The sequence below is a fragment of the uncultured Mobiluncus sp. genome, from assembly GCF_947254095.1.
Taxonomy (GTDB): domain Bacteria; phylum Actinomycetota; class Actinomycetes; order Actinomycetales; family Actinomycetaceae; genus Mobiluncus.
Genome location: NZ_CAMYBV010000019.1, coordinates 16,059 through 35,802 on the forward strand (window position 1 = coordinate 16,059; position 19,744 = coordinate 35,802).

Genomic DNA, 19,744 nt, shown 5'->3' on the forward strand with positions numbered 1-19,744 from the left:
CCGTGCCTATCCTGACATCGGGCGCGGGCATATAGCCGCGCTGGGAGTACGCCTTTAGCGTATTTTCGGAAAGACCGGTGTAAGCAGCGACGCCGCGCAGTGAAAGAAACATGGTAGCCCCTTTTTTTCAGCGGAGCCCCGCCCCCGTGAGGGGACGGGGCGGTTTCCTCACTCTTCCTTACCTTTCCGTTGCATCTTCTCAAGAATGAGAATCAGCGCTAGAATGGAGTTAGGAAGGGAAACCAGGATACTGATGAGTGCAATCATCGTTATCCCCTTTCCGCTGAGCCCCGGATTGTTCCCGGGGCTTTTCCTTTGTTAGAGCGGTTTCCCTAACACCTCTAACTATACATATATATAGGCGTAGCGCCAAGCGTGGGCGTTAGAAATCGGGGATTAAATCGGGGTAGGTGGTTATATAGACTAGCAACCCCGATTTGAATGCGAATTGGCATCGGGGGACGCGGTTGGGTCGCTCAAAAAAGCCTATCTGCGCTTTAAAATGAGGCTGTGAAAGGAATCCCGGCGCCGCCGCACGGACCAGCTCAGATCCCGCCCAAAGCCAGCAAGACCAAGAAGCTGCTGGTGGGCGCCGGGGTGCTGTTCGCTGTGGTGGCATGCGGCAACGCGCTGGGGAGCAAAGCCAGCGATTCTGAGCCTGCTGTCTCTGCTAGTCCAACCGTTTCCACCAAGGCGCCGCGTGACACCGTGGAACCCACCCCCACGCCTTCTGACACTTCCCCCACGCAGACCCCAGAAAACACTGTGGAACCCAGTCCCACCGCCTCCACGCCGGAAGCGACCGGGGACGCCGCGACTGTGCTGGCGACCTTGCCGGTGAAAGGGCGAGCACCGAAAACCGGCTATCGGCGCGCGGAATTCGGCCAGAGGTGGCGCGATATCGACCGGAACGGCTGCGACACCCGCAACGACATCTTGAACCGCGATTTGACCGATAAAACCTGGCGCGCGAATACACGCGGATGCGTGGTGTTGAGCGGGATCCTGGCCGAGCCATATTCCGGGGAAACCAAGTATTTTGACAAGTCACAAGCCTCGGCCATTCAGATTGACCACGTGGTCGCCCTGTCCGATGCGTGGCAGAAAGGCGCCCAAGCCTTGACTGCTGCGCAGCGCGAAACCCTGGCGAACGATCCGTTGAACCTGTTGGCAGTGGACGGCCGGCTCAACCAGCAAAAGTCAGACGGAGACGCGGCGACGTGGCTGCCGCCGCATAAGGACTTCCGGTGCGCCTACGTTTCGCGCCAGATTGCGGTTAAAGCGAAGTATCGGCTGTGGGTGACTCAGGCTGAACGCGACGCGATGGTACGGATCTTGAGCAATTGTCCCGGCCAGGCACTGCCTGCCGACAGTGGGGTGGTCGTGCCCTCGGGGACCGTGCCGGCTTCTGTTCCGACAGAACCGCCGCCCCCGCCGCAGGACGCGGCCCCTCCCGCGGCAAACCCCGCGCCGCAGCCAGGTGCGCCAGGAGGCTCGGGAGCCAGCTACGCCAACTGCCGGGAAGTCTGGGCAATCCTGGGCCGACCCATCACCCCGCAGGATCCGGGATTCCAGAACAAATTTGACGGGGATCACGACGGGGTGGGCTGCGAATCCCGCCCCCGCTAGGGTCCGCAGTTTCGCCAGATTCCCCCGGTTTTCAGCCGAAAATCCCGGCTGCGGGTAGACTGGAGGAATGGAAAAAATGCGCGTCGACGTGTGGTTGTGGGCGGTGCGACAGGTGAAGTCGCGCTCTCTGGCCACCGCGGCGGCGCGCGCCGGGCACGTGAAAATCAACGGGGTCAGCGCGAAAGCCTCCAGCGCCGTGCGGGCGGGGGACGAGGTACGGCTGCGGGTCGCGGGTTTCGACCGCGTTCTGAAGGTAAAAGCCCTGATTCCCAAGCGCGTGGGGGCGCCTGAAGCCGTGAAATGTTACGAGGACGTCACCCCACAACGCTTGACGAATCCCGCTAATGCGGCCGTCATTTATCGACCGCGCGGCACCGGGCGACCGACCAAAAAGGAACGCCGCCAGCTCGACGCCTTGCGCGGGCGGACGTCCTTTTGAAGTAGTGTGCAAAAGCGTCCCGCTCAGCCGCTCGTAGTGGGGTTTGCGTCTGCATAAGTCCGGTCGGAAACGGCCGTGGTTTCGGCTCGGTCCCGCGAGGTTGGCCGCGGGCGTAATGCCTAGTCCCAGTCGCCCAGGAAATGGCTGCGTTTGGGGAACTGGGCGCGGTAGTCGTCAACGCGCCGACCCAGGAAGTATCCCAGCACGCACAGCACCAGGAACGCCACGCAGAACACGAAGCCGGGCGCGACGTGCATCCCCGCCACAACGAAGGCCGCCACCGACAGCACCACACCCAGACCCGCCCCGATGGCCCACAACACTTTTGCGGACACAAAAAACGCCAGGTGAACCAAGCCCACGGTGGCAGCCAGCACACAAGACCCGGCAATCATCAGCATGACGGTAGCCCCGGTGGTCAGAGAGTTCGGCTGCTCATAGGCCGAGCCGGCATAGGTCAAAAAGTACGCCGCCAGGGCGCACCCGAAAGACCCCACTACGAACGGCCACACGTCAGCCGCGGAGCGCCACAGGGATTGTTTTCGCGCCGGGGCTTTTCCGGATTTGTCGCGAGGATTTTTCCCCGCACGAGGTTCCCCCTCCGGTTTTGCGTTGGCGGGAGACTGGTCGGGGTCATCGGGTTTTTCCTGTTTGCCAAGGTTGTGCTGGGACATGACTCCTAGTCTAGTAAAATTGGGTAACTATGACTGATTTGAAATCTGTTGCGTGTCCGCTTCCGGCGTTGCCCGCAGGTGCTCCCGGGGCGGATGTGACCCTGGAAGACGGAGCGATTCGCCGCACCATTTTGCCCGGGGGAACGCGGGTTATCACCGAACATATGCTGGGCACCCGCGCCGCCACCGTGGCGCTGTGGGTCGCGCGCGGCTCTCGTGACGAGGTCGAAGGGGCACGGGGCTCCACGCACTTCTTGGAACACCTTTTATTTAAAGGGACTCCGCGGCGCACCGCCCATCAGATAGCGATGGAATTTGACGCGGTCGGGGGCGATTCCAACGCCGCTACCGGCCGGGAATGCACTCACTACTACGCCGAAGTTTTGGGCGAGGACGTGCCCATGGCCATTGACGTATTGCTGGATATGCTGTGTGCGCCCTTGCTCAATGCCGCCGATTTTGAGATGGAACGCGGCATTATCCTCGACGAACTGACGATGGCGCTGGATAACCCCAGCGAGCAGGCTTTTGACGAGTTTACCCGCCGGGTCTTTGCGGCTCATCCGCTGGGGCGTCCCATTGGCGGCACGATTGAATCGGTAAAAGCCGACACTCTGGAGGCAATAGTGGCTCACTATCAGGCCGGATATGCCCCGGATCGCCTGGTGGTGTCGGCCGCGGGGGACATCAACCATGACCAGGTGTGCGAACTGGTGATGCAGTCTATACACCGTCCCGATTCTCCCTGGCCGCAATGGCAATCCGCACCCGACCCGGCCCAGCCTGCCTTAGACTTCAACACCGTGGCAGCCGTCCCGCTGGGCAACCCCGCTGACAGCTGGACAAACAGTCTCAACGCGGCTGGTCAGGGTGCTTGGAAACCCGAATCAGGGGTTTTTAAAGTCGCAGGCAAGTTTGAACAAAGTCGGGTCGTCATTGGCGGGCCGGGACCGGGGGTAGCGGACGCGAATATGCCCGTCATGAACGTGATGAACGCCGTGTTGGGCGGGGGAATGAGCTCGCGTCTGTTCCAAAATATCCGGGAAAAGCGAGGTCTGGCCTACTCCACTTACGTGTTCAACTCGTCTTACCGGGACGCGGGTAGTTTCGGCGTGACCGCGACCTGCAATCCGGCGAATACTGACCAGGTGGCGGCGCTGCTGCGTGCCGAACTGGAGGACATCGCCGCCAACTCAATCCCCGAGGATGAGCTAGCCCGAGCCAAAGGCCAGCTGCGCGGCGCCACCCTGCTGGGTCTGGAGGACAATACCGTGCGTGCCAATCGCCTGGCTCATGCCGAAATCCTGCGCGGGGCCTATATCCCGCTGGACACAAAGCTGGACCAGATGCAGGCCGTCACTGCTGCACAAGTACAGGATTGGGCGGCTGAACTGGCGAAACGTGCCACTATTGAGGTGCGGTTGGGTCCGGAGGAATAAAGCCGTCCCCGCAGTTCTGCCACACCCCTTGCGTCCACATGGCGGACGGGGTTTCCATCATGTGAACAAAGTGCCTAAGATGACTGCATGAGTACTTTTGGGCGTTTTTCAGTAGCGATGGTGACTCCTTTCCACGCGGACGGCTCGGTGGATTACGAATCCGCCGCTCGCTTGGCGAAGCACCTGGTGGACAACGGCTGCGACGCCATCTTGGTTTCCGGCACCACGGGGGAAGCCCCCGCCACGCACTTGGACGAAAAAGCTCAGCTGTTGCAAACCGTGCGCCGCGCGATAGGTCCAGACATCAAACTCATTGCCGGGGTCAGCTCCAACGATACGGCGCACACGGTGGCGATGGTGCGCTCGGCCGCTCAGGACGGCGCCGACGGATTGCTGGTGACCGCGCCCTACTACAATCGGCCCTCCCAAGACGGCATTGTCGCCCACTTCCAGGCGGTTCACGAGGAAAGTGACCTGCCCATCCTGGTCTATGACATTCCCGGTCGCACCGGGGTGCACATTGCCCCCGAGACGATGGATCGGCTGGCGCGGCTGGAGCGCGTGAAAGGCGTGAAAGACGCTACCGGAAACGTCAGCGCCGGAATCCAGGCCATGCGGCGCACCGGATTGGAATGGTACAGCGGTGACGACGCTCTGAACTTTTTCTTTTTGGCGGGCGGCGCCTCCGGGGTCATTTCGGTAGTAGGACACGTGGAGGGCAAACGGATTTCAGCCCTGCTGGATGCCGTTGCCGCCGGTGACCTGGCTCGCGCGCGGGAATTGGATGCGGCGCTGGAGCCCTCGAATCGCGCCATTATGGGCGCTGGTCAGGGGGCGACTTACGCGAAACAGGCCGTTTACGCCTTGGGGCTGATTGAGTCCCCGCGTCCGCGTCTGCCGCTGGTCGAACCCAGCGAGGCCGAAATCGTCGATATCCGTCAGGCTCTGGTGAGCCAAGGACTGCTGCAAAAATAGCCGGCGCGGCCTGGCGCCACGCCACGAAAGGGAGGACCCGGAAATGTTGAAAGTCGCGGTAATCGGGGCCAAAGGTCGGATGGGCAGCCAAGTTTGTGCTGCAGTCAGCGCGGCGCCGGATATGGAACTGGTCGCCCAACTGGACCGAGATGACGACATCACCGCCGGGTTACGCCGCGCCCACGCCACCCACGCGGTCGACTTCACCATTCCGACCAGCGCGGAAGCCAACGTGATGGCGGCTCTGCAAGCTGAAACGCACGTGGTGGTCGGCACGACCGGCTGGAGTGATGACGCCTACGCACGGGTTCGCCAAGCTGCCCAGGCCGCCGGCCGTTCCGTGCTGATTGCCCCCAATTTTGCGATTTCTGCCGTACTGGCCATGAAGTTCGCGGCCGCGGCAGCCCCGTACTTTGAATCCGTGGAAATCCTCGAAATGCACCACCCTGACAAAATTGACGCCCCCTCCGGTACCGCCATCGCCACCGCGAAAGGCATTGCCGCGGCTCGCGAGGCCGCCGGCGCCCCCGCCTTCCCGGATCACACCGAATCGGATCCGCAGGGGACCCGCGGCGGAAAAATCGCGGGCGTGCCGGTTCACGCCGTGCGTTTGCGCGGCTTGTACGCTCACGAGGAAATCCTTTTGGGCAACCCCGGTGAACAGCTGGTAGTGCGCACCGATTGCTTTGACCGCGTGTCCTTCATGCCCGGAGTGTTGCTGGGGCTGCGCAAAGTCGCCGCTTTCCCCGGTCTCACCGTCGGCTTGGATACGCTGCTGGGGCTCTAGGCGCGCAATTCCTCTTTCCCATTCCTTTTCCCATTTTCCTCCCCGTTCACAAGGGTTGAGCCGGACTTTGTTCCCGCGGCGGGCGTGATCGGGCGGGTGGGTCAGCCTAGGGGAGAGCACAACCGCTAAGATGGGTGCGTGAGTGAAGATATTTTTCAACTGCCACAGCCCGGCCCGGCCCAACCCGATGTCTTGCGATTAGTGCCCTTGGGAGGTCTGGGCGAAGTCGGCCGCAACATGACTGTTTTGGAAACCGAAGGCAAAATCCTGATTGTGGATTGCGGGGTGCTGTTTCCCGAAGAAATCCAACCCGGGGTGGACCTGATTCTGCCAGATTTCACCTATATTCAAGACCGGATGGCGGACGTGGTCGGCGTGGTGCTGACCCACGGACACGAGGACCACATCGGAGCGGTGCCCTACCTGTTGAAACTGCGCGAGGACATTCCCGTCTACGGTTCGCACCTGACGATAGCGCTCGTGGAACCGAAACTTATGGAACACCGCCTGTCCACCACGAACCTGCGGGTCAAAGCAGAGGGCGAGCGGCTCGACTTGGGACCGTTCCACCTGGAGTTTTGCGCCGTAAACCACTCGATTCCAGACGCTCTGGCAGTCATGGTGCGCACGAAAGCCGGCTCCGCGCTGATTACCGGTGACTTTAAGATGGACCAGCTGCCCTTGGACGGGCGTATCACCGACCTCCGTGCTTTCGCGCGCTGGGGGGAAGCCGGAGTTGATTTGTTCTGCGTGGACTCCACGAATGCCGAGGTCCCGGGCTTTATTGCCTCTGAACGGGAAATCGGCCCCGTCCTCGAGGACGTATTCCACCACGCTACCGGCCAGATTGTGGTGGCTTCGTTTGCGTCCCACGTCCACCGGGTGCAGCAGGTGTTGAACGCCGCTGCGAAATCTAACCGCAAGGTCGCCCTGGTGGGGCGCTCTATGGAACGTAACATGACCATCGCCGCGGAGGCCGGTTACATGACCGTGCCGGACGGGGTGCTGATTGACCTCAAGGACGTCAATTCCCTGCCTCCCGAACGTCGCGTGTACATGGCTACCGGCTCCCAGGGCGAACCGATGGCCGCCCTGTCGCGGATTGCCAACCGAACACACCGGACGATTTCCATTGGCCAAGGCGACACGGTGGTACTGGCGTCCTCGCTCATTCCCGGCAACGAAAACTCGGTGGGGCGCGTCATTAACCAGCTCATTCGTCTGGGCGCGCAGGTCGTTCACAAGGGTAATTCGAAGGTTCACGTTTCCGGTCACGCCGCCATGGGCGAACTGCTCTATGCCTACAACATTGTGAAGCCAAAGAACGTGATGCCCATTCACGGCGAGATTCGACACTTGGTCGCTAACGGGAAACACGCCGTGAAAACAGGGATTGATCCGCGCCACGTAATGCTTGCTGAGGACGGGGTGTGCGTGGAGGTTAAGAACGGTGAGGCCCAGATTGTGGGTCAGGTGCCGTGTGACTTTATCTATGTGGACGGCACTTCTATCGGGGAAATCGGGGAGTCCGAACTCTATGACCGCCGCGTGCTGGCCCAAGAGGGGTTTGTGGCGGTTTATGTGGTCATGGAGATGAGTACCGGGACTATTCTCGCTGGTCCGACCGTTATCGCCCGCGGGGTAGCGGAAAACGATGACGTGTTTAGGGATATTGAGCCGGCCATTGCTGACGCGTTGAGCGCAGCGGCGGCCGACGGAAAAGCCAGCGTGCGGGACATGGAGCGGGTCGCTCGCCGGACCTTGGGACGTTGGGTATCCAAGCGGTTGAAGCGCGCACCCATGATTGTGCCCCTGGTGCTGGAAGCTGACTAGCTCAGGGAGAATCGCCGTGGCTCGTTTCATTTCCACCCAGTCAATCAACCTGGAGCTGCCATTGCGGGTTGACCACCTGCCCGATCGGGGTGCCGAAGTCCGCGCCTCCATCATGGAAGGGGCGGTCGTGGCCGGAGGTTTCTTTGTGGTCTCCACCGTGGCGCGGCAAGGTGTCTCCGCCTGCGTGACGTCCCCCCTGGGAACGGGCCCGAACTCGATTCAGGCTCGTCACTCCTTGGGACGAGAAGGGATTTCGGTGCTTTCCCGCGAAATTGTGGGCGATATTGGGCTGCGGATAGCGGCCATAGATTCCGAAGGAGTGCGCAGCATCATTACGTCCCCCGGGGTCGAAGTCGAGCCTGACCCGCGCGACTTGGCGGGGATAGTTTTGCGGGACAATGATTATGTTTTTGCCAGTCTCAACGACCTGGCTTACCCCCAACTCGCCGAGATTCTCACACAGTGGATTGAACGGCTGCCGGACAATCTGTTCCTCGCGATAGCGGGGGGTCCGTTGGTCGGGGAAGTCGACCTGGATGTGATGGTAAAAGTCCTGGGAAGGGCGGATTTGCTGACTTTGAATAAGCACCAGGCCGATACGGTGCGGATGCGGTTGGGCCGCGGTCCCATTGTCGAGGTGTTGCGCCGTTACGTAAAGCCGGAGACTGTACTGGTGCTGCGTGACGGGGCAAACGGGGCGGCAATCCAGGAATTTGCGGGGCAGGTGCCGAGGGGTGTGCCTGCTTATCCCACTGATTTGGTGGACACGACCGGGGCCGGAGAGGCTCATACCGGAGTCCTGCTGGCCTCGCTCATGATGGGGACACCGCTGGACCAGGCTTGTGAACGGGCCAATGCAGCCGCTTCGCTGGCGATGGGGCGGCGGGGCTACTACCGAATCCCCACCGCTTCTCAGATTGATAACTTCCTGGCGGAGAACTCGCGACTGTAATGCCACCTTTTTCGGCGTGGGAGCGCTAAAAAAACCCTATGCCCGGATACCCTAAAAGCGCTATGAGTGCGACCAAAAAACAAGTGAAAACCAGCCCGTCGAAACGCGGGTCTGGTGCAGGCAACCGAAAAACCGCCCGACCGGACAATCGGGATGAGCCGCCCCGCTCCGCTTTGGACCCGCAAGTCAAACGCGACATTTTGGGGTTGTGCCTCATCGCGCTGGGGATTTTGGTTGCTCTGCGAGAATGGTTTGGCCTTTCCGGTACGGCCGGGAATCTGATTCACCTGACTTTCGCGGGACTTTTCGGTGTATTCGCGGTCATTTTGCCCCTTGCTCTAGGGTTCCTCGCCATACGTTTGTTCCTGCGAGGTCGTTTCCTTCCTGACCCGGAAAATGACGGTGTCACCGAGGCAGAAGCCGCGGAGGTCGCCGCGCTTCGCGGCTCGCGGGAAACCCGGATTCTGGTGGGACTTTCGGTTATCTTGGCGGCGTTGGCGGGAATGGTACACGTGGCCAAGGGCTTGCCCTGGCCCTCCACCGGTTTCCCCGAAATCATGACGGCAGGAGGGCTGTTGGGCTGGTTCTTCGGTCACCCCATCGGCGTGCTGTTTTCGCCGTGGGGAGCGTTTCCGCTGCTGGTTATCCTGATGCTGATCGGAATCCTCATCACCGGGGGAATCCCGGCGGCAACCTTGGTGTCGCTGATTCGCCAGCGTTTTGCCCGACTGTTCCCCGGCCGCGGCACAAGCGGGGACGAGTCGGAGGTAGTCGACCTCACCGGCGCCACTGAAGTCATGGCGCCCTCGCGAATGCCCTGGAAACGCCCTCGTTCCCAGTCAGACGCGGAGGAAACCAAGGTTATGGAGCCGAACACGCCCCCGACCGCGCAGCCCATAGACCCCGGCGTGACTCAGACCCTGCCAGAGCCCACGACCGGTGCCACCGAGCTTTTGCAGGCACGGAAACAAACCGCGCGGCATAAGGCCGAGCGTCAACCGACCGAGGCGACGCCCCAACCCGGACCGTCCACCAAGACCGCGGATACCCTGCCGGAACGCGTCCACACCGGCTTGGGACACGACATCGACTACCACCTGCCCTCGCTCGACCTTTTGAAAGTCGGGCCTGAACACGTGAAACGTTCCCCGGCTAACGACCGCGTCATCGAGTCCCTGACCGATGTGTTTCAACAGTTCGGGGTCGCGGCCGAGGTCACCGGCTTTTCGCGCGGGCCGACGGTGACTCAGTACGAAGTCACGCTCGGTCCGGGAGAAAAAGTCTCTAAGGTCGAGGGGCTGTCCAAGGATATTGCTTACGCCGTGGCGTCCCCGGAAGTGCGGATTTTGTCTCCCATCCCAGGGAAATCCGCAATTGGGATTGAAATCCCCAACGCGGACCGTGAAAACGTTTACCTCGGTGACGTGCTACGTTCCGAAGCGGCCGCGCGCCTCACTCATCCGCTGGTCACCGGGGTCGGCAAGGACGTGGAAGGCGATTACGTCCTGACTAACATTGCCAAGACCCCGCACCTGCTGGTTGCCGGCGCGACCGGGTCGGGTAAATCTTCGTTCATCAACTCGATGATTACCTCCATCATGATGCGAGCCACCCCGGAACAGGTCCGGCTCATTTTGGTCGACCCGAAGCGAGTGGAGCTCACTGCCTATGCCGGGATTCCCCACCTGGTCACACCCATTATTACCTCGGCAAAGAAAGCTGCGGCGGCGCTGGAATGGTGCGTCAATGAGATGGATATGCGCTACGACACCCTGTCGAACTACGGATACCGTCACGTTGACGATTTCAATCAGGCGCTGCGCGCCGGCAAGGTAAAAAAGCTGCCCGAGTCGCGTTTCGAGCCGGAATGGATGCCATATCTGCTGGTCGTGGTGGACGAGCTGGCCGATTTGATGATGATTGCGCCGCGGGATGTGGAAGCCTCCATTCAACGCATTACCCAGCTGGGTCGCGCGGCGGGAATCCACCTGGTGTTGGCGACGCAGCGCCCTTCCGTGGATGTGGTTACGGGCATCATCAAAGCTAACGTGCCCTCCCGACTGGCTTTCGCAACTTCCTCGAACCAGGATTCCCGCGTGATTTTGGATCAATCCGGGGCGGAAAAACTTATCGGTCAGGGCGACGCCCTCTACCTGCCCAGCGGGGAATCCAAGCCGCAGCGGGTGCAGGGAGCCTGGGTTTCCGAGGAAGAGATCGTGCGGGTCGTCGCCCACGTCAAGGCACAGATGGAGCCCGTGTACCGCGAAGACGTCACCAGTGAACAGGGCAGTGAGGAAGCCAAGGTTCCCGAAGAGATTGGCGACGACTTGGACGATGTGCTGGCCGCCGCCGAACTGGTGGTTTCCACCCAGTTCGGTTCCACTTCGATGATTCAACGCAAACTGCGCAAGGGGTTTGCCAAAGCGGGACGGCTGATGGATATCCTCGAAACTTACGGCGTGGTGGGTCCGTCGGAGGGCTCCAAGCCGCGCGAAGTCCTGGTCACGAACGAGGAACTGCCCGGTGTTCTCGCAACGCTGCGCGGAGAAACCGAGCCCGCGCCGGACCTCCCGCCGGAAGTAGAGGAACCGGAATACGACACCGAGAAACCTTTTGACGACCCTGCTGAGGACGAGCCCTCGGAACAGGTCCCAGAACCCGACGACGCCGACACCCGCCCGCTCGACACCACGGTGGCATTTTCCGATGAGCCTGACCCGGCGACCCCTGCTGACCCGGCGACCCCGGACGACCTAGCTGACCCGACGACTCCCGTGGGCCGCCAGGAGCTATACGATGGGGACGACACCGAGCCTTTGCCCTTCTGACTAGGATGGATTCATGACCGCAAACCCGCAGGGCGCGCCCCAGCCGTCCGCGCCACCGAACTTTAACATCGCCAACGTGCTGACGGTGATTCGCCTGATTTTGGTGCCGGTATTTATTTGGTTGATGCTGGTGCCGACCACGAAGGCTCAAGTGTGGGCTTTTGTGGTGTTCGCCGTGGCTTCCGCGACCGACAAGTTGGACGGGACCCTGGCGCGCCGGCTGAACTTGGTCACCGATTTTGGCAAACTCGCGGATCCTATCGCCGATAAAGCCCTGGTGCTCAGCGCATTTGTGCTGCTCAGCCTGCACTGGCCGGTGTTTTGGGCGGTGACTGTTCCGGTTTTGGTGCGGGAACTGGGGATTACCCTGATGCGTCTGGTGTTGGCGCGTCGGGGGCGGGTCATGCCCGCCAGCCGCGGCGGCAAGCTGAAGACCGTGACCCAGATGGCGTTGATTTTGCTGCTGTTGATTCCGTGGGAAGCCCTGGTTCCCGCGGCGTGGCCGGTGGTGCGCATCGTGGCGATAGTTCTGTCGGTCCTGGTCGTGTTCATTACGGTTTTCACCGGGATTGACTATGTGCGCCAGGCCATGCGCCCGGCTGAGCAGCACTAGCCACGTTCCCGAGGCGTCGTGCTGGGTCGGCAATCAGTCCTGGGGATGAGATTTGCGGGAATAAAAACCTGACAAAGTTGGTTAAATTTAGTGTGATGAACAAAAAAGATACCTTTGCCAACATGAAGTTGCCTTACGTGCTGCGTCCGGGGATGAGCCTGGAGCGTTCGGTCAGGCCGGCGAATCGTGCGGGGGTGCGAAGCCTGCCTAAAAAGCGGTATTCTGATTCCATGATGCAGATTTCTCCAGTTGCTAAAGCCTCCACGCCAGTTTTGCGGCGCGAGCTCGGGGAGGTTTTGCGTCAACTGCGCCAAACTCGCGGCCTGACTTTGCGTGATGTTTCGGCGAAGGCGCGCGTGTCGTTGGGTTACCTGTCCGAGGTGGAACGCGGTCAGAAGGAAGCCTCCAGCGAGTTGCTGGCCTCCATCTGTTATGCGTTGGAGGCGCCGGTTTCTTTCGTACTCCATGAAGTTGCGGATCGGATAGCTCTGGTCGAGGGTGTGGTGGTCCCCGAGCTGGTGCCCGATGAGCTGCTAGGCAGCATCGACTGCGCCCCGATTTCCTGATGCCTCAATTCCAGGGCGGTCCGGTGCAGCGCGGCATGACGCGCTCCCAGTTTAAACAAGCGCTGACTGAAGTGTTTCCACACGGTTTGGGCGAAACCTTGGCCAGCGACCAAGTACTGACCGAATGGGGCATGACCGCGCTGCAGGCTTTGGAACGCGGCGCAGATCCCCTCGCGGTGTGGCAAGCCCTGCTGCGCGCCACCGACCGAGACACGGAGGAAAATCTGTTCTGGCATCGCCGGGATTTACACGCGTCGCGTCACTAGCCCCTGCCCGTGGCCCAAACGGAACCGGCTGGCGGGCAAATCCCGAGGTCGGGTTGGTTTTAATCTTTGGGCTGGTTTCGCGGTAAAGTTGAGGAATGCTTACAAAAATGTCCTCTTTCTTTGTCCGCACCCTGCGTGAAGACCCGGTAGAAGCCGAAGTGGAGTCCCACAAGTTACTGGTGCGGGCGGGCTATATTCGCCGTGCCGCGCCAGGGATTTATACCTGGCTGCCGTTGGGGTTGAAAACCCTGCGGCGCGTGGAAAACATTGTGCGTGAAGAGATGAACCGCATTGGAGGACAGGAACTGCAGTTCCCGATGTTGCTTTCCAGCGAACCTTACGTGGCGACGAACCGCTGGGAGGAGTTCGGCCCTTCGCTGTTCAAGCTCAAAGACCGGAAAGACGGGGATTACCTGCTGGCTCCCACCCACGAAGAAATGTTTACCCTGGCGGTGAAAGACCTGTACACCTCGTACAAAGACCTGCCGGTCATTCTGTACCAGATGAAGGAAAAGTACCGTGACGAGGCTCGTCCGCGGGCGGGGATCATTCGGGGTCGCGAGTTCGTGATGAAAGACTCCTATTCCTTTGACCTCACGGATCAGGGGTTGGAACATTCCTACGCCCTGCACCGCGGAGCTTACCGGCGGATCTTTACCCGTATCGGGTTGGACTACGTCATTTGTCACGCTTTGAGTGGTCCGATGGGCGGTTCTGCCTCCGAAGAATTCCTGTTCCCCTGTGCTATCGGTGAGGACACCTTCGTGAAGTCCCCCGGAGGCTACGCCGCCAACGCGGAGGCCGTCACCACCATCGCGCCACAGCCCCTCCCTTCTGACGATGCACCCGCTGCGGAAGTACGGTCGACCCCGGACTCCACCACGATCGAAACGTTGGTGGATCAGGCGAACAAACTCTATCCGCGCTCGGACCGGCCTTGGGAAGCCAGCGACACGCTGAAAAACGTGGTGGTGGTCGCCGACTACCCCGACGGATGCAAAGAAGTCCTGGTCATCGGCGTGCCCGGGAACCGCGAAGTTGACATGAAACGCTTGGAGGCGAGCTTGTCTCCCGCTGACGTGCGCATGGCGGAGGCCAAAGACTTGGAAGCCTACCCGGATTTGGTGCCGGGCTACATCGGCCCGCAGGTCATCGGCCCGAACTCACCGAAACGCACTACGGACGCGGAGGGCAATCCTGTCGGTTCCCCGCGCTACCTGATAGATCCGCGAATTGTTCCGGGCACGCGCTGGGTGACGGGAGCCAACCAGGCCGGAATGCACGTGTTCAACCTGGTGTGCGGGCGCGATTTTACGGCCGATGGCACCATCGAAGCCGCGGAAGTCTTGGAAGGCGACCCGGCTCCTGACGGTTCGGGGCCGTTGACGTTGGAGCGCGGCATCGAAATCGGACACATTTTCGCGTTGGGACGCAAGTACGCTAAAGCCCTGGGGTTGAGCGTGCTGGACGAGAACGGGAAGTCACAAGTCGTGACGATGGGTTCCTACGGTATTGGTGTGTCGCGCCTGGTGGCGGCCATTGCCGAAGCAAACCACGACGATAAGGGGCTGATGTGGCCGCTCAATATCGCTCCGTTCCAGGTTCACGTACTGGCCACCGGCAAAGACCCAGAGATTTTTGCCACCGCCGAAAAGCTCGCGCGTGAACTCGATGCGGCCGGTATCGAGGTTCTGTATGACGACCGCCCGAAGGCTTCCGCCGGGGTGAAGTTCAAGGACGCAGAACTGTTGGGGATACCTTTTGCGCTGGTCGTGGGCAAGGGGTTAGCTGAGGGTAAGGTCGAGATTCGCCAGCGCCGCGAGGGCACAACTGAGGAAACCTCCCCGGAGACTTGTGTGGAGGAACTGTTGCAGGCCATCTCGAATGAGGCCGCAAAAACGGCCTTTTCCCTCAGCTCGACCGAGCTGATTGGCGAGCCCGATCAGTGGGAAAAGGATCAAAACTAGGCGCCCGGGCGGCGACAAAGAGAGGTCAACATGGCATTTCGTGAGATACGCGTGGTGGGAGATCCCGTGCTGCGCACCCCTTGTGACTGGATCACAGACCCGCGCGACCCCGGCGTGAAACAGCTGGTCGAGGACCTGTTAGAGAACGTGGACGAGGACGGTCGCGCCGGACTGGCAGCCAACCAAATCGGGGTCAGCCTGCGGGCATTTTCCTGGAACATCGACGGGGAAGTCGGCTACGTTTTGAATCCCAAATTGGTCGCTACGAGCGAGGACGAATTCCAGGACGGCGACGAGGGCTGCCTGAGCGTGCCGGGGTTGTTTTACCCGACGAAACGCGCTTGGTATGCCCGCGTGGAAGGTATCGACCTGGACGGAAAACCGCTGGTGGTAGAGGGTGAAGAACTGATGGGGCGCTGCCTGCAGCACGAATGCGACCACTTGGAGGGGCACCTTTACCTGGACAGATTGGAACGCAAATACCGCAAGGAAGCGCTGCAGCAAATTCGGAAAATGGGTTGGTAGACCCCAGATAGACGTGCAACCGTAGTCGGTTTAGCGCATAATAGAAATATAAGTTACCTCGTTGTGATTCGGTGCTCGGAGGGGAAGCCGCAACACCGGCCCGTTGAGCTGTAGCTCAACCTCAAACACAACAGGAGGTAACCATGAACCAATACACGCGAGGTGTCCTGTTTATTCACACGGCGCCTAGGGCGTTATGTCCCCATATCGAGTGGGCGGCGGGGACGGTTTTGAACACCGAAGTCAGTTTGGATTGGACCGTCCAAGAAGCTGACCCGACGTTTTTTCGCGCCGAATTCTCCTGGGTCGGAATGGCCGGAACCGGTGCCAAGTTGGCTTCAGCCCTGCGTGGCTGGGAACACCTGCGCTATGAAGTGACTGAGGACGCGGCTCCCGGCACGGACGGCGGACGCTGGTCCCACACTCCTGAATTGGGAATTTTCTATGCGCAAACCGACAGCGTGGGCAACGTGGTGGTGCCGGAAGGCCGGATTTTGGCGGCGTTGGAACACGCGGATAATCCGTTGCAAATGCGCCGTGAGCTGGACTTAGCCTTGGGCCGCGCGTGGGACGAAGAGCTGGAACCGTACCGTTGGGCGGGTGTCGGCGCTCCGGTGAAGTACCTGCACAAGGTCGTCTGAGCCCTTTCTCGGGGTTGTCAACGTTGCCATTACGGGGAAAATTCGGTGTAAATTCCCCACGGAGGCTCGGTTTCATATATCCTGAAACTATGACGAACAATGCTTCCGCCCACGCGGAACAATCTCAAAAGGATCGCTCAAACAAATCTCAGCCTGGTCTTGGTTTCGATAAGGGGTCGATTGTCCAAGAATTTTATTATGACGATGACGTCGATGAGACACTGCGTCGCGCCATCGAGGACTTCCTGGGAACCGAACTGGTAGACGAAGATTATGGGGACGTTTCTGACGGGGCGCTGATTTGGTGGCGTGCCGAAGACGGCGAAGTCGATGATTTGGCTGATTTGTTGGTTGACGCGTCTGGAAACCTCGATGATGGCGGACTGATTTGGGTCATGACTCCCGTGTCCGGTAAGCCAAACTCGGTGGATACCCAGTTCGTCGAGGAGGCCGCAAAAATCACTGGTCTGCGGGTCATGTCCTCCTCTCATGTGAGCCCGGATTGGCTGGGAATCAGCCTTATGGCACGCGGCACGAACCGCTGAAATCGGCCGTGATAAAACCCTGCCCGCCCCTGCCTTAAGTTTCAGAAAAAGGGGCTAATGTCGTAAGATTTAGGGGCTTATGAAAACCAAGCGGACCGGACTGGCCGGCAGACCGCAAGAACAAACGATTTTGGAGACAAAGTGAAGAGCACTGTTGAAAACCTCAACCCCACTAAGGTCAAGTTGGCAATCGAGGTTCCCTACGAGGAATTCAAGCCAGAGATGGACAAGGTTTTCAAGGAATACGCCAAGCAGGTCAACATTCCCGGTTTCCGCCGCGGACGCGTCCCGGCTCGTGTGCTGGAATCTTACATCGGCCGCGGCGCGGTCATTGAAGATGCGGTCAATCACGCACTGCCGGAATACTACGGCAAGGCTGTGCAGGAACATAAGATTGCTCCGATGGGTCAACCTGACGTGGATGTGACCGATACCCCCAACATTGAGGGTGAAGCCGGCGGCGATTTGAAGTTTACGGTGGAAGTGGAAGTACGTCCCGAGGTCAAGCTGCCCGATTTCTCAAAGCTCAGCTTGGAAGTAGACGCGATTAAAGACGACCCGAAAGCCCTGGAAACCGAGCTGGATAACCTGCGTCGTCGCTTCGCGACTCTGAAAACCGTGGAGCGCGCCGTCAAGCAGGACGACTTCGTTACCCTGGACCTTAAGAGCGAGGTTGACGGCAAAGAGGTCGATTCCCTGAACCAGACCTCCTACCACGTTGGTGCCGGCGGTTTAGTCGAGGGCCTGGATGAGGCTTTGAAGGGTTTGAAAGCCGGAGCAACCAAGACATTTGAAACTCAACTGAAATCTGGGCCGCACGGGGGAGAGACCGCTCAAGTGACGCTCACCGTGGATTCCGTGAAGGAACAAGTTTTGCCGGACGCTGACGACGAGTTCGCCATGATGGTTTCCGAACACGACACCATCGATGAACTGAAGCAGGAACTTGCGGAAAACGTGGATCGTCAGGCTCGCACCGGACAGGCTATGTCGGCTCGCGACAAGCTGGTCGAAAAGCTGCGCGATGAGCTGGAATTCCCGTTGCCGCAAGGGGTGTTGGATGAGGCTGTCGCGGCGCAGATTGGCGAGGATGCCAGCGAGGAAGATAAAAAGAAAGCTCAGGAAGCTGTCGAGCAGGATCTGAAAGTACAGATTATCCTGGACGCTTTGGCCGAAGAACGCCAGATGAATGTGTCTCAGCAGGAGCTGCTCGAGTTTGTGCTCCAGACCGCGCAGGCTTACGGTATGGATCCCTCCATGCTGCTGCAAAATGCGGAACAGAACAACCGGATTCCGGCATTTATCCAAGAAATTGCTCGCAACAAGTCTATCGCGTCGGCCCTCGGAGAGGTCGAGGTCAAGGACACGAACGGCAAGGTTGTGGACCTGAAGGAATTCATCGGCGAGGAGACGGCGGAAGACGAGGACGCCGAGGAAAAGCCGGCAAAGAAGGCTCCGGCAAAGAAAGACACCGCTGAAAAGTAAGTTTTGAGCGCAAGGCGGGTTTCGGTACTGACCGGAACCCGCCTTTTGCTGTCGGCTACCGCCCCCCCGCACTGGCGAGGCGAGGAAAAACCCGCCGGGGGAGACTTGTGAATAAATCAGAAAGAAACCGACCGACACCGCTAGGGGACGCCTCCGAACAAAGTCGGGATTAGCCCATAGCGAAACCGGGGGAATGAAGCGCGAAGGACACGCGGTTTTCCGTTAGGGTTAAGTGAACCAAGCGAGGAGGAAACGTGACCGTAGTTAATCGCGACGAAGAAACGCCCGATGTACCCACGGGTGGGTTTATTTACAAGCGCTTGCTGAAAGAGCGCATCATTTGGCTGGGCGATGAGGTCAGCCAGGAAAATGCCAATGCGATTTGCGCCCAGATGCTGCTGTTGGCGGCCGAGGACCCGGATTCTGACATCTACCTCTATATCAATTCTCCCGGCGGCTCCGTCACCGCGGGCATGGCTATCTATGACACCATGCAGTACGTGAAACCCGACGTGGTGACCGTGGCGATGGGAATGGCGGCCTCGATGGGGCAGTTCCTGTTGACAGCAGGGACGAAAGGCAAGCGTTTCGCGACTCCGCACGCCCGCATCCTCATGCACCAGCCTCTCGGCGGTGTCCAGGGAACCGCCTCCGAAGTGCGGATTAATGCTGATTTGATTCTGGCGATGAAGCGGGAACTCGCTCAGATTACCGCCGAGCGCACCGGTCACACGCTGGAAGAAATCACCAGGGACGCCGACCGTGACCACTGGTTCACCGCTCAGGAAGCCTTGGAATACGGCTTTATTGACGCGGTGGTAGAGAACGCGGCCGCGGTACAGAACTCGAAGAAGGGGGAGTAATGAGGCATTATCAAGGTGATTTAAGGATGTCCGGGGCAGGATTTGCTGCGGTTTCGCCCGTCAGTGCGTCTGTCCCCGCGGGGGCGGCTCCGGCGTTGCCCAGCGCGCGCTATATCCTGCCGACTTTCGAGGAACGCACGGCTTACGGCTACAAACGTCAGGACCCTTATGCGAAACTGTTTGAGGATCGGATTGTGTTCCTGGGTAACCAGGTCGACGATGCCTCCGCCGATGACGTGATGGCGCAGCTGCTGGTGCTGGAAAGCCAGGATCCCGATTCGCTCATTACCATGTACATCAACTCTCCGGGCGGGTCTTTTACCGCGATGACGGCGATTTATGACACGATGCAATATATTAAGCCCGAGATTCAAACGGTTTGCTTGGGTCAGGCGGCGTCCGCGGCGGCGGTGCTGCTGGCGGGGGGCGCCCCGGGCAAGCGTCTGGCGCTGCCCAACGCGCGGGTACTGATTCACCAGCCGGCTATTCAGGGCGCCCAGGGTCAGGCCACCGATTTGGCGATTATTGCTGAGGAAATCGACCGGATGCGAGCTTGGCTGGAGGAAACGCTGTCGAAGCATTCCAAGCGCAGCGTGGAGCAAATGCACGAGGACATTGACCGAGACAAGATTCTCACGGCTCCCCAGGCGCTGGAATATGGCCTGATTGACCAGGTGCTGGAGCCGCGTAAAGGCAGCTCGAGCTGATTGTGACTTG

19 protein-coding genes are annotated in these 19,744 nt (G+C 60.1%); 18 read left to right on the forward strand and 1 reads right to left on the reverse strand.

What is annotated here, in order from left to right:
• Positions 1-510: 510 nt before the first annotated feature.
• Positions 511-1,629, forward strand: a complete 1,119-nt coding sequence (locus tag Q0X47_RS07140; protein WP_297724308.1) for a DUF1524 domain-containing protein — start codon at positions 511-513, stop codon at positions 1,627-1,629.
• 67 nt (positions 1,630-1,696) lie between these two features.
• A complete protein-coding gene (locus Q0X47_RS07145) occupies positions 1,697-2,068 on the forward strand; it encodes an RNA-binding S4 domain-containing protein (protein WP_297724311.1) in 372 nt (123 codons plus the stop codon).
• Between the two features lie 119 nt (positions 2,069-2,187).
• On the opposite strand, the gene Q0X47_RS07150 is transcribed toward Q0X47_RS07145, so the two are convergent.
• The gene (locus Q0X47_RS07150) at positions 2,188-2,742 is read right to left on the reverse strand and encodes a hypothetical protein (protein ID WP_297724314.1); all 555 of its coding nucleotides are present in this window, start codon (positions 2,740-2,742) and stop codon (positions 2,188-2,190) included.
• A 29-nt stretch (positions 2,743-2,771) separates the two neighbouring features.
• Between Q0X47_RS07150 and Q0X47_RS07155 the strand changes: the two genes are divergently transcribed.
• The 16 genes from Q0X47_RS07155 to Q0X47_RS07230 all read left to right on the forward strand — a co-directional run bounded on the left by Q0X47_RS07155 (position 2,772) and on the right by Q0X47_RS07230 (position 19,734).
• Positions 2,772-4,181, forward strand: coding sequence for a pitrilysin family protein (locus tag Q0X47_RS07155; protein ID WP_297724316.1), 1,410 nt, complete (start codon positions 2,772-2,774; stop codon positions 4,179-4,181).
• 87 nt (positions 4,182-4,268) lie between these two features.
• Positions 4,269-5,156 carry a 4-hydroxy-tetrahydrodipicolinate synthase gene (dapA, locus tag Q0X47_RS07160; protein ID WP_297724320.1) on the forward strand — a complete coding sequence of 296 codons (888 nt, stop codon included), beginning with the start codon at positions 4,269-4,271 and terminating at the stop codon, positions 5,154-5,156.
• A 43-nt stretch (positions 5,157-5,199) separates the two neighbouring features.
• Positions 5,200-5,943 carry a 4-hydroxy-tetrahydrodipicolinate reductase gene (gene dapB, locus Q0X47_RS07165; protein WP_297724323.1) on the forward strand — a complete coding sequence of 248 codons (744 nt, stop codon included), beginning with the start codon at positions 5,200-5,202 and terminating at the stop codon, positions 5,941-5,943.
• Between the two features lie 138 nt (positions 5,944-6,081).
• Positions 6,082-7,776 (forward strand): ribonuclease J, encoded by a 1,695-nt coding sequence (locus Q0X47_RS07170; RefSeq protein ID WP_297724326.1) that lies wholly within the window; start codon positions 6,082-6,084, stop codon positions 7,774-7,776.
• A gap of 16 nt (positions 7,777-7,792) precedes the next feature.
• Positions 7,793-8,728 carry a PfkB family carbohydrate kinase gene (locus Q0X47_RS07175; protein WP_297724327.1) on the forward strand — a complete coding sequence of 312 codons (936 nt, stop codon included), beginning with the start codon at positions 7,793-7,795 and terminating at the stop codon, positions 8,726-8,728.
• A gap of 62 nt (positions 8,729-8,790) precedes the next feature.
• Positions 8,791-11,556: a DNA translocase FtsK 4TM domain-containing protein gene (locus Q0X47_RS07180; RefSeq protein WP_297724330.1), complete on the forward strand. Its 2,766-nt coding sequence runs from the start codon at positions 8,791-8,793 to the stop codon at positions 11,554-11,556.
• 13 nt (positions 11,557-11,569) lie between these two features.
• On the forward strand, positions 11,570-12,169 hold the full coding sequence (pgsA, locus tag Q0X47_RS07185) for a CDP-diacylglycerol--glycerol-3-phosphate 3-phosphatidyltransferase (protein WP_297724333.1): 600 nt from the start codon (positions 11,570-11,572) through the stop codon (positions 12,167-12,169).
• 230 nt (positions 12,170-12,399) lie between these two features.
• Complete coding sequence (locus tag Q0X47_RS07190; protein WP_297724355.1) at positions 12,400-12,735, forward strand: helix-turn-helix domain-containing protein; 336 nt, start codon at positions 12,400-12,402, stop codon at positions 12,733-12,735.
• The gene (locus tag Q0X47_RS07195; RefSeq protein WP_297724336.1) at positions 12,735-13,001 is read left to right on the forward strand and encodes a DUF3046 domain-containing protein; all 267 of its coding nucleotides are present in this window, start codon (positions 12,735-12,737) and stop codon (positions 12,999-13,001) included. The genes Q0X47_RS07190 and Q0X47_RS07195 overlap by 1 nt, the downstream gene beginning before the upstream one ends.
• Positions 13,002-13,096: 95 nt before the next feature.
• Complete coding sequence (locus tag Q0X47_RS07200; protein ID WP_297724338.1) at positions 13,097-14,968, forward strand: proline--tRNA ligase; 1,872 nt, start codon at positions 13,097-13,099, stop codon at positions 14,966-14,968.
• Between the two features lie 30 nt (positions 14,969-14,998).
• Positions 14,999-15,493 carry a peptide deformylase gene (gene def, locus Q0X47_RS07205; RefSeq protein WP_296181571.1) on the forward strand — a complete coding sequence of 165 codons (495 nt, stop codon included), beginning with the start codon at positions 14,999-15,001 and terminating at the stop codon, positions 15,491-15,493.
• Between the two features lie 143 nt (positions 15,494-15,636).
• Positions 15,637-16,134, forward strand: a complete 498-nt coding sequence (locus tag Q0X47_RS07210) for a DUF3145 domain-containing protein (RefSeq protein ID WP_297724341.1) — start codon at positions 15,637-15,639, stop codon at positions 16,132-16,134.
• A gap of 89 nt (positions 16,135-16,223) precedes the next feature.
• Entirely contained in the window at positions 16,224-16,679 is a 456-nt protein-coding gene (locus Q0X47_RS07215) for a DUF3052 domain-containing protein (protein WP_297724343.1), read from the forward strand.
• Between the two features lie 141 nt (positions 16,680-16,820).
• Positions 16,821-18,164 (forward strand): trigger factor, encoded by a 1,344-nt coding sequence (tig, locus tag Q0X47_RS07220; RefSeq protein WP_297724346.1) that lies wholly within the window; start codon positions 16,821-16,823, stop codon positions 18,162-18,164.
• A gap of 254 nt (positions 18,165-18,418) precedes the next feature.
• Positions 18,419-19,027: an ATP-dependent Clp protease proteolytic subunit gene (locus tag Q0X47_RS07225; protein WP_297724349.1), complete on the forward strand. Its 609-nt coding sequence runs from the start codon at positions 18,419-18,421 to the stop codon at positions 19,025-19,027.
• Positions 19,027-19,734 carry an ATP-dependent Clp protease proteolytic subunit gene (locus Q0X47_RS07230; protein WP_297724352.1) on the forward strand — a complete coding sequence of 236 codons (708 nt, stop codon included), beginning with the start codon at positions 19,027-19,029 and terminating at the stop codon, positions 19,732-19,734. The genes Q0X47_RS07225 and Q0X47_RS07230 overlap by 1 nt, the downstream gene beginning before the upstream one ends.
• The last annotated feature ends 10 nt before the right edge of the window (positions 19,735-19,744 follow it).